Genomic DNA, 10,477 nt, shown 5'->3' on the forward strand with positions numbered 1-10,477 from the left:
ATTTTGCAATCCCTTCTCAAAATCACTTCCGCTCAAGTTCTTACCAAAGGAAAACAAGTTTTCCAATCCTTAGATTTTAACTGGGAAAATGGGCAGCACTGGGCGATCATTGGGAATTCGGGAGCTGAGATGACGGCTTTTATGGAAGCCATTCTCGGAAATGCTGTGATTCCGAATGGCGAGATTATCCGACCATTTGCTACGGAATACACCGAGGAGAAAACGAATTCGGGTGAGATCAACTCCTTCAGGGATCTGATAGCATACGTTTCCCAGCGCTATGAAATCCGCAACAAGTCCCATCAGCAAAACTTCTACTTTCAACAGCGATTCAATTCCTCAGAATCTGATGATACCGCCACCGTTCTGGAATATTTGATGGAGGTAAATGCTAAAATTGCTGGGCCTTGGACTTTGGAGAAGGTGTCCGAATTGTTGCATTTGGAACACTTGCTGGATAAATCACTGCTCTTGCTTTCCAATGGGGAAACTAGACGACTGGCGCTGGCTGTGGGATTGATGCGTCAGCCTAAACTTTTTCTGATGGATCAGCCGATGACAGGTTTGGATATGAATAGTAGGGCGGAGTTTGGAGAGATTCTGAAAGTGATCATTTCCGAGGGCATACATGTTTTGTTATCCACTTCTGCAAATGAAATTCCAGAGGGAATCACTCATGTTGCCAAATTGAGTAGTGCGGGAATTGGAAAGGCTTGGCTGGCTGAGGATTTTCATTTGACGGCTAAGCATGAACTCAAGTTGTCTTACGATTGGGAACTTTTGGTTTCGCTTTTACCAAAAAGACCAAATGAAAACGCTGAAGTTATTCGCCTGCAAAATCTCAGCATCAACTATGGAGAGAAGCAGATTCTGAAAAATCTCAACTGGGAGGTAAAATCCGGGGAGTGCTGGCTGCTGAAAGGAGCTAATGGCTCTGGAAAATCGACCTTGATCAGTTTGCTGATTGGAGAAAATCCCCAAGCCTATTCTCAGAATTTTTGGCTTTTTGGACGAAAGCGGGGAACGGGGGAAAGTATCTGGGATGTGAAGCGGCCTACGGGTTTTGTGGCACCGGAACTCAGTCGATTCTTTCCTACTAATCAGACTTGTCGCAAAGTCATCCTTTCGGGGCTTTTCGACACCATGGGTTTATTCAAAAAAGTAAATGAGGAACAAGAAGCCATGGCAGAATCATGGATAAAACTCTTCCACCTTGAAGCATTCGCATCTATTCCCATCAACCGACTTTCCTTAGAAAACCAACGCTGGACTTTGCTCGCTCGGGCACTGATCAAGCAACCCAAACTGCTGATCCTCGATGAGGCTTCCCAGGGCATGGATGAGTTTCAGCGCAGACTTTTTAAAGATACCGTGCAGCAAATCTGCGAGCGAAGTTCTATGACCTTAATCTATGTCAGCCATTATGCCGAGGATGTACCTGAGGTGGTGGGCAAGGTGATGGAGTTGGGGGAGGAATGATATGGATATATCAGAAAGGAGATCTAGACATTTTCCAATGTCCTACTGTATCATCTATAACTTTTTCTCCATTTGTATATTCATGGACTGTACTTATTCTCCACTTGCCGGCGTACTCTTTTTTTGAACCATTATATTTCCCAGCATAAAAAATAAATTGAGAGCCTTAAAAAACAGTTCTTTTACCCAATTGATCGACCCCGTACTAATTCCGGTATTTTTTTTAGAATTGAATCATCATCCCCTTTAGTCTTCCAGAAATTCCCCCATTTTCCGGTATACCATCTTTAGATTCTTTAATTATTCCTACGAAATCAATTGCTCCTGAAATTTGTGAAATTTGGGCGGTAAAATCTATACGTTTACTATTTAAGAACTCAGAATCAGATTCATTGTACCAATAAAAGCCATACCATATCCCTTCAATTTCAATATGTTGGGTTCGAAAAAATGAATGTCTTTTTTAAAGAGACTTCTCACCTTATTATAAGGTTAATTAAACAGGATGTTTCTATTTATGGAGTTAATGTCAGCTGTGTTATTCACCATATTTCTTTAATAGTTCTTCGATTAGCCTATCCGAAACTCTAAAATTGGTTTCTAGCAATTTGTCTATAACTGGCTTTAAGAACGGAATATGACCTTCGTTTTTGGCTTTTGCTAGTATTCCAAGAGTACCTGTGAATTTCAATTTTAGCAATTTGGCTATTTTCCTACCTTTTAAATCATCAAGAATTAAAGTTGAACTCGGGATTTCATGTGCTAAAGCAATTGCGCTTGCTTCACCTAGGTCTAACTGAAGCTCAAGGGATTTTTTCAGATCTAGATTTTTCACTTTGATTACTTGAATCCAATCTGGCAAAGGATTACCAAATTCATTAACAATTTCAGGGGAGGTAATTATTTGGGAGTATAATTGACGTAGAAGGTCAAGTTGACCAATTTTGGTGAGGACAATTAGGCTGCTTGTGTCTGATATCACAATGCTGCTAGGCATTTGCAATATCAGAGTTTAAATCATCTATCGATTCACTAAAAAGTGAGACATTGTATTTGCCAAGAGTTTCGATGAAGGTTTGCTTAGACACACCAACCAACTCGGCAGCCTGTCCAGCAGAGAATTTTCCGTCCTCATATAGCTTTGATGCCAAGGCCATTAGATAATCATGTTCTGACAATTCAAAGCTTTCCGGCACTCTCAGTGTTATTGTCTTCATAATGAAATTTACATAAAAATGTTTTGAAAAGTTACAAAGATGTTAATATGGCCTTTCAGGATGGTTAATATTTTAAAAAATGATCTGACCACAATTTGTGATTCTAATTTGTTTTCACCTTAATCTCTTTAAACATCACCTCATTCTCACTCACCCTTAATTCTTTTCCACTCGAAGTAGTCACATTCTTTAGACTTACTTCCTTGGTTATGATATAGGGAAACTTCTCCACATAAGAATCATCCTTCATTTGTGGATTGAAATTACCGAAAATAGCTGGGCCCTGATAATCCTCAGGATGATTGGAATCGTCGATATGAAGATTTTCGATAGTGATCTGCTCTGGCATATAGCAGGTGTAGCCGAAATCATGCTGACCAGAATTGGATCCACTGATCAGCGAAGCACTGATTGGCCTGCCACCTCCAGGGACAAATGTACAGTCTCGGATAATTAACTTTCCCTCCCAGGTACTTCCATAGTCAGGACGCAGGTTGATCAGACTTCTGCTACGGATAATACTGTTCTCTACCGTAAATGTCCCACTGCCAATGGCATTGATTCCCATATGACCAAGCGTGGAGTTGCGGATGGTGGCATTAGCCACGCCCATGTGGGCATCGAAGCGCGAAAAGGTGCAGTGGTCGAAAAGAAGATTTTTGCTGTAGTTGGAGCCCATAATTCCCCAATACATGCTGTCATCGATGTCATTTGTCTGACTGCAGTTGATGAAGGATACATTCAAGGCTCGGTTCACTATAATGTCATAGGTACCCATGGTGACAGGCTTTCCAGCTGTGCCAATGGTTGAGTAGGTTTTGTGTCCCGTCAGGATGGTGTTCTTTATCGTAATGTAGGCAGCTTTGCTGATATTGATGAATCCGTTGTAAGGTGCGCCATGGTCTCCTTCGTCAGTAATTCGATGTTCTAGGGAATCCACAATCACATTGGAGCGCTGTATGGAGATATTTCGGCTGTAATAGTTGTATTTCGATTCCTCCTGATTGGCTATAGTGGTAAAATGGCCTCCTGTGATATTGAGCGTTTTCTCGTCTATAGGTAGAGCAGTAATTTCTGTGATCTGGTCGAAGTCCCAAATAATGGGTGCATTACTGTCCACAATACCGTCTTTATCCACTAGAAAAATATCTGTCTGTGGAGCTCCGTTGTTTTGGTTTAGACCAAATCGGATATACTTCATTTCGTTGGAATTGGTGACGCTGATCAAAGAAGAGCTGGGCAATGAGATGTCGATCTTCTCCTGATTCCTCTTGAGTGAGGATATTCCTTCGAGTTTATATGGGACTTGGCTTGAACTGACCTTGAAAATAGAGGCAGTACGATTTTCTACTTGAGTATCGTCAATTAAGAAGGAGGCGGTTCCAAAATCGGTATCAGTTTGGATAATGGCTGTGCGATCCTTTCCGCCAATGTAATACGTGGCTTCATCATCGGCTTTCACCATCAGGCCGTGCTGGTTGGCAAAGGAATGGGCAGCAGCGATAGCATCCATATCATCAGTCTTGCCATCGCCCTTGGAACCGAAGTCGCTGTAGTGAACTTCACCAGAAGCTATTAGTTTTGAGGCAAGATCTGAAGTTCCAATCGTAGTTAATTGTCCACCTGATCGTATTTCTTCTTTTGATATCCAAAGCAGGGGGAATCGCACAGGCATATTTCGGATGACTTCAGGCGTATCAAAGTCAGCATCAAGCGAGTTCCATAATTTTAGGTATTTCTCCTGATCGTATGCCAATCCACCAAAAAGTAACAGGGGGTGTCGCACAGGCCAGTTGTCCCAGTACATCACGTCTTTTTGGTAAGGCCAAGTGTCTTTATCCACCACATAAGGGTAGAGAAATGAAATGCCCAGACCCAGTGTTTTACCATCGGGAGTTTGGTAGTTGAATAAGTTCTCAGTATCATCTGCATAAACCTGACACAGTGTTGCCATAGCATCAAGGGTGAAGAGAGAATAGCCGTAAGGTTTGGTGCGTTTGAGTTCCAATGGGAAGCTGCCGTCAGTTGCCATTTGATTGGGGAGCAGCACTGTTTTATACTTTTCTTTACAATATTCTAGCACTTCTTGGNCGTTTGAGTTCCAATGGGAAGCTGCCGTCAGTTGCCATTTGATTGGGGAGCAGCACTGTTTTATACTTTTCTTTACAATATTCTAGCACTTCTTGGTTGCCGACTAGTCTTGCGAAAACAGCCGCTTGCATGGCCCAGCACACGCTGTGATTATTTCCATGATCCCGTTCGTCTATTCCGTAGGGATGTGTGGTCATCCAAGTGAGGTAATCTGCAAACCAGTCTTTCATCTGCTGAATTTCTGAACTGGGAATCACTCCCGAATCTTCCACAGCTTCGATTGCCTGGGCTACTTCCATCAGTTGGATCGTGTCGATGATACCAATGCCACGTCCAGTTACTTTACCTTTGATGGCTTGGGCGTAGAGAAGATTTGGATTCATCTTGGTTTCCTTATTTATAAACCATGCCTTCAGATGTGGAGCCAGAGCTTTAACATAGTTCTCCTCTTTGGTCACTAAATAGGCCGAAGCCAATGCGCCTGAAATCTGACTAAAACGAATCATCGCCTCACGGTGCGCGGTGAAGTTATCGGGATTGGTCAATCCATCCCGCTGAATGTATGAACCACCTGGATTTTCTGGATCTGGCCACCAATAATCTCCCTCGGAATAGAAATCATGGATTCCCCCTACACTTCTAGGGCTGCTTTCAGAAGTCACTGTGATTGGTTTTAAGCCTTTATATACTTCTGCTAGGCGAACGACTCGTGTCCGTTCTTTAGCCAAGTAATCTGTGCTGCTGTTCTCAGTGTTTGGCTGAGTTAAAAACGAGCTGAATGCAAAAAAAAGAATAAGGAGGTTTTGAATCATTTTGGGAGTTTGTTGAAATGCGTATAAGGGTAAAGTGAGCTAGTTAAGGGCACATAAGATGCAATTTATTGAGGTGTTTTGAAAGGGTTTTAACCGCAGTGTTCGCGATGGTTACACAGAGAGCACGGCTTAGTGTTGAGCTTATTAGAGAGAGTGAGTTGTACTAACTGGGTGACTATAATAAAGAATTGTCCCATACCGAATTGTGGCTTCCGCGTAAACCTCTGCGAACCTTGCGGTTAAAAAAGAAAAGTATACAAAAATACGATGTTCTTTCGTGTTTTTGTATATAAACTATAAAGCCATGAAAGTAACTGCATTAATCGAAGATGAATTGATCCAAGATGTGATGGAAATCTCTGGAGCCAAGAACGTCACTGAAGCCTTGAGAATAGCGCTTCGTGATTACTTGTCCCGCAAAAAGTTACGTGAGTTGTCTGATCAAATGGTCGCTGAGCCATTAGTTTTCGCATATGGATCAGATCATTTGAGAGATATTAATCGTCAGTGAAGCCAGTTTTAATCGACACCTCTGTTTGGATCGAATTTCTAAAAGGCAATCCAGACTACTTCCCACCAATGATCGCTTTGATGGAGGAAGGTGAGATTTATTCCTTGGAGTTGATCTTTGCGGAACTGCTTCAGGGAGTGAAGACTTCCAGAGAACTGAATTTGATAACCGATTTTTATCGCCAACTGAGGATTTTGGATCAGCCTAGTTTGATTTTCGAGTCAGGCGATTTTTCCAGGAAAGCTGGGTTAATCAATCGAGGAATAGGGTTGATCGATGCCATAATCATTCTTGCTGCTGAAAAGTTTGATTTACGAATCTGGACTTTGGATAAGAAAATCATTGGTTTTTTAGGAGAGACAGGAGTTTATAAGCCTTAGATTTTCTGTAGGGTAAAGAGCCTCTTAGATTCTTTAAAAGTAATAAATATCTGTAGGCACTTAATGTTGCGTTAGATGTGAAAAAATAGTGTGTGACTTGTGTCACCATCCTTTGAAACATAATTTTCGTTATTGAATAAAAAAAATATATGAGCTACTACATAACAACTACGATAAAAGGAGATTTCAATCAAGTGATAGAAAAAGTCACTGAAGAGCTGAAAAAGGAAGGATTTGGTGTGCTGACAACTATAGATATAAAGGCCACGCTCAAGAAGAAACTGGACGTGGATTTCTATAACTATCAAATCTTAGGAGCCTGTAATCCGCCAAATGCTTACAAAGCTTTACAGGCAGAAGATAAAATCGGATTGATGCTCCCATGTAATGTAATAGTCCAAGAAAAGGAAGCTGGCCAAATCGAGGTGTCGGCAGTGGATCCTGTGGTCTCCATGATGGGTGTCAAAAATGATGGGTTAGAACCTGTAGCGGTGGAAGTGCGGGATAGGTTGAAAAAAGTAATCGAAGCGTTAGCATAACTCAGTAGTTATTCTCAAGGTTCGCTTTCATGGCCTGTGTCTTAACAGGTCATTTTTTTTAGTGGTCTAAGAAAATTCGCTTCGGCCATATGGCTATTCTTATTCTCAGCGCAGTAGAGAGTTTTGAGTTTCCTATCAACGACCACTCGAAAAGACTAGCGGGGATTTGCCGGTTGAGTTATAGGAATCTGTAACTTTCTTGCTTAGTGGAGTTTCAAATATAATTCTCGTTCTTCAAGGATTTTGCATCTTGAAAATGTAGCTAAATCATATGACCAACTAATTTCTCTCAACAGTTTTGAGAGTTTTGGAAAGTCCTTGTATGTCTCGTGATTTACCAAAGTGTAAAATGCCCAATAACTCTTCGTCTTGTCCGAAAATGGCTCCGTGCACCCATCCAGATTGACGGTGGCCCTGCACAGGTGTAGAAATGTAGCGAAGCGGAATTCATGAACACAAGTGAAAAAAGACCATTCGTGAATAAAAGGAATACCACAGGGAAGTCCCCTTAGTCCTCTTCTATCCAGTTATTATTGGATGAATTCGACAATGGTTTTGACTCCAAGCCTGGTGTCCACCCAGTAGTACCGATCATGCTGTATGAGGCCAAACTTGGTCAGGATTTCGCTACCATATTACTGGAAAAAGGATTTATATCATCGGTTTTTATTATCCGGTAGTTCCGCATGGAAAAGCCCGAATCAGGGTGCAGATCTCTGCGATACATGAAATCGAGCACGACGCAAGCGACACACAGAGGGATGATTAACAACTATGCGAGATTCCATCTGTCCTTTGAAAAACAACATCTGGATAAGGCCATCAAAGCATTTGAGGAATTGGAAGTTTCAAAATAAGGTTTTTTATTCCTTAATAACATCAAATTTAAAGACATCGGGACGCGAATAGTGCCCAACAACATCAAACATTCGTTTTGCTGCGATGATATCATTTAAATTGATATCAGCATAAAGGATTCCTTCCTCAGCCTCAAGAGGGCCTGCAAGAATTTTTCCGTTCGGAGCTATGATTATACTATTTCCCTGATTGATCCATTCCCTGTCCTCAGGATATAGTGTTTTAAAATCAAACCTATCTGGTAAATTTTTCATAGAGAACGCCATGCATACGCTAATTACAAAAACTCCTCCTTCTCTGGCAATATGCTGCATACTGGATTGCCAATTAGGACTTTTATCCCAGGTTGGAGCCACGAGTACTTGCATACCACTTTCATACATGGTCATTCTTGCTAGGGGCATATAATTCTCCCAGCAGATTAGCCCCCCTATCTTTCCGGAACTGGTTTGGTAGGACTTTAGATCACTGCCATCTCCCTGTGCCCAGATCAAACGCTCTCCTCCCGTTGGAATTAGTTTCCTGTGTTTTCCTAGGATTTCGCCTTGGTCGTCAATGAATAACATACTATTAAATAGACTACTATTGCTTGATTCACTATTCCTCTCATTTATTCCAATGACCACATTGATCTTGTTCTCTTTCGCCGCTTTGCACAAAAGATCAGTTGAATTATCTGGAACTGAAACTGAGTTTTCAACCAGTTCAACAAATAAACTATTTAACTCAGCACCCTTATTATTTGGGATTAACCAAACCCAATCTGGGTAACCAGGAATAAACGCTTCTGGAAATACAATCAGTTTTGAGCCGTTATTTGCAGCTTCCTTTATAGTGTTGATGGCTTTTTCTACCGTTTTCTGTTTGTTGAGAAAGACTGGTGAAATTTGAGCCGCGGCAACTTTGAACGATGTATTCATATCTTGTGGTTTTGGGGTGTTCGCAGAAATTTCCTGGCCGAAAGCTGTAAAGGAAACAATGCAAAACATCAGGGTTACTAATTTTTTCATGATCTTTTATTAAAGTTAAAGGATCAGGGCTAGGCGTAGTTGCGGCATTACAACACTGCATTTGATACGAAGCACCAAGGTTTAAATTTAGCAATAATGTTCATACGAAGCACTTCACCCGCCATTACGCCAAACCCGTGTGTGACTTGAATGGTTAATATAGACCAAAAAGATGGTCGCGTTCCATCAGGTGAAATGCGAAGCATTCATGAACACTATTGAATGCAAATACTTCGTGAATAAAGTCCCTTAAGCGCGGGAGTAACGTTCCGATGGACATACTACCTTAGATTGGCAACAGATTTAGAATTGTAAAGTGATTTCATCATACCCAAAGTCAGACTTCTCTTTCTGTAAAGAGCTGGTGACAAAGTGAGCCGCGAAGCACGAATCTTGTATATGCCACTTTCTGCCCACATATTTTCTTAGGTGCCGGTAGTGAATGTATCCTATGTGAAGTTATTCTAGGATCTCGAAGGTTTTCAATAGATTTTTTCCTGAAGCGTTAGGTACTTCGGAAATAAGGGCATACTTGCCCGGTTCAAGATGCGCAGTAAAGTATGCTCTTCTCCCTTCAGGCATATCGTTCACACCGCCAAGAAAGACAAATCCTTTCGGTGCAGGCTCAATAAGACCTTCCGGGTCACGCCAGTCCATCCAGGCTTCCAAAACTCTTTCGTTCGCATCAGATTTAAACTTTACCAGATTCACGTCATGACCCATAAAATTTTCATGTGCGATTTGATCCATAAAAAACACCGAAAAGGTAAATAAGCCGGCATTGACAGGTGGTTCAAATACGATGCCTGATTCACTTGAAATATTAATCGCCACATCGGCTTCAGGTTCTTCCATCTTTGACTTTTTCCCGACTACAACTAACTCCTTGATCATACCCATATTCGTGTGGAACACACCCGTATTCATTTTTACATAACACTCTACTAAGTAGTGACCAGGATCCAGAAAAAGTGTCGTTTTGGCTTCATGACCCGGGGAGATTAAACCTACTCCACCTGGCCACTTGACCTCAGAAAACCATGTGGGCAGTTTGGCAAATTCTGCAAACCCTTCTTCGGTTTTTCCTTCATTTAGTAATTTCATTCCATCACCAAAAACGGGGAGTACCTTCTGTTTTACTGAGTCGAGGGTGATCCCATCTGGATAATCATCAATTAAGATAAAGTGGGTTTGTGTTGATTTGTTGCTATAGCGCCAAGTATTCCAACCGGAGGTTATCGTATCCGGCATTTGAAATTCCATGGCTTCGGTAACGATTTCGATGCTATTTTCCGGGAGTGATTCTCCTGAAGATTCACTATCTTTCTTTTTGTCAGACTTGCATGACTGTGTGCAAATTAAAACGAATGTAACGACCAATACTGAAATGATCCTTCTTCCATTGAAATAAATATTTTGTGACATAATCTCTATGTTTTAGTTAATAAATATTTTCGCTAACGTCAGTTCGTCTAAAAACCTTCATTTGGTTTAAACTGAGGCCTTTTTGTTGGTTATTTCGCTTGATTTTAGGCCGCTCTTTGAAAACTGCCTGAATGCCAGTCAAAATTCTTGGGTTC

At 41.4% G+C, this 10,477-nt stretch carries 11 protein-coding genes and 1 pseudogene; 6 read left to right on the forward strand and 6 right to left on the reverse strand.

Features of this window, described 5'->3' with window-relative positions:
- The first annotated feature begins 3 nt into the window (after positions 1–3).
- Complete coding sequence (locus tag U3A58_RS20245) at positions 4–1,479, forward strand: ATP-binding cassette domain-containing protein (RefSeq protein WP_323826222.1); 1,476 nt, start codon at positions 4–6, stop codon at positions 1,477–1,479.
- 538 nt (positions 1,480–2,017) lie between these two features.
- Here U3A58_RS20245 and U3A58_RS20250 read toward each other — a convergent pair.
- The 4 genes from U3A58_RS20250 to U3A58_RS20265 all read right to left on the reverse strand — a co-directional run bounded on the left by U3A58_RS20250 (position 2,018) and on the right by U3A58_RS20265 (position 5,599).
- Positions 2,018–2,476 carry a PIN domain-containing protein gene (locus U3A58_RS20250; RefSeq protein ID WP_323826223.1) on the reverse strand — a complete coding sequence of 153 codons (459 nt, stop codon included), beginning with the start codon at positions 2,474–2,476 and terminating at the stop codon, positions 2,018–2,020.
- Positions 2,469–2,696 carry a UPF0175 family protein gene (locus U3A58_RS20255; RefSeq protein ID WP_323826224.1) on the reverse strand — a complete coding sequence of 76 codons (228 nt, stop codon included), beginning with the start codon at positions 2,694–2,696 and terminating at the stop codon, positions 2,469–2,471. Before U3A58_RS20255 ends, U3A58_RS20250 begins: the two co-directional genes overlap by 8 nt.
- Positions 2,697–2,799: 103 nt before the next feature.
- Positions 2,800–4,779 carry an alginate lyase family protein gene (locus U3A58_RS20260; protein ID WP_323826225.1) on the reverse strand — a complete coding sequence of 660 codons (1,980 nt, stop codon included), beginning with the start codon at positions 4,777–4,779 and terminating at the stop codon, positions 2,800–2,802.
- On the reverse strand, positions 4,763–5,599 hold the full coding sequence (locus tag U3A58_RS20265) for an alginate lyase family protein (RefSeq protein ID WP_323826226.1): 837 nt from the start codon (positions 5,597–5,599) through the stop codon (positions 4,763–4,765). Before U3A58_RS20265 ends, U3A58_RS20260 begins: the two co-directional genes overlap by 17 nt.
- A gap of 304 nt (positions 5,600–5,903) precedes the next feature.
- Between U3A58_RS20265 and U3A58_RS20270 the strand changes: the two genes are divergently transcribed.
- The 5 genes and pseudogenes from U3A58_RS20270 to U3A58_RS21890 all read left to right on the forward strand — a co-directional run bounded on the left by U3A58_RS20270 (position 5,904) and on the right by U3A58_RS21890 (position 7,886).
- A complete protein-coding gene (locus tag U3A58_RS20270; RefSeq protein ID WP_323826227.1) occupies positions 5,904–6,110 on the forward strand; it encodes a type II toxin-antitoxin system VapB family antitoxin in 207 nt (68 codons plus the stop codon).
- On the forward strand, positions 6,107–6,490 hold the full coding sequence (locus tag U3A58_RS20275) for a PIN domain-containing protein (RefSeq protein ID WP_323826228.1): 384 nt from the start codon (positions 6,107–6,109) through the stop codon (positions 6,488–6,490). Before U3A58_RS20270 ends, U3A58_RS20275 begins: the two co-directional genes overlap by 4 nt.
- A gap of 149 nt (positions 6,491–6,639) precedes the next feature.
- Positions 6,640–7,029, forward strand: coding sequence for a DUF302 domain-containing protein (locus U3A58_RS20280; RefSeq protein ID WP_323826229.1), 390 nt, complete (start codon positions 6,640–6,642; stop codon positions 7,027–7,029).
- 551 nt (positions 7,030–7,580) lie between these two features.
- Positions 7,581–7,798: pseudogene (locus tag U3A58_RS20285) on the forward strand (hypothetical protein); the annotation flags it as partial.
- Complete coding sequence (locus tag U3A58_RS21890; protein ID WP_416377318.1) at positions 7,755–7,886, forward strand: hypothetical protein; 132 nt, start codon at positions 7,755–7,757, stop codon at positions 7,884–7,886. The pseudogene U3A58_RS20285 and the gene U3A58_RS21890, both read left to right, overlap by 44 nt.
- A gap of 6 nt (positions 7,887–7,892) precedes the next feature.
- Here the strand turns inward: U3A58_RS21890 and U3A58_RS20290 are convergent, their stop codons facing one another.
- The gene (locus tag U3A58_RS20290) at positions 7,893–8,897 is read right to left on the reverse strand and encodes a carbon-nitrogen hydrolase family protein (protein ID WP_323826230.1); all 1,005 of its coding nucleotides are present in this window, start codon (positions 8,895–8,897) and stop codon (positions 7,893–7,895) included.
- 459 nt (positions 8,898–9,356) lie between these two features.
- Complete coding sequence (locus U3A58_RS20295; RefSeq protein ID WP_323826231.1) at positions 9,357–10,322, reverse strand: hypothetical protein; 966 nt, start codon at positions 10,320–10,322, stop codon at positions 9,357–9,359.
- Between the last annotated feature and the right edge of the window lie 155 nt (positions 10,323–10,477).

The organism is Algoriphagus persicinus (genome assembly GCF_035156415.1).
GTDB lineage: Bacteria > Bacteroidota > Bacteroidia > Cytophagales > Cyclobacteriaceae > Algoriphagus > Algoriphagus persicinus.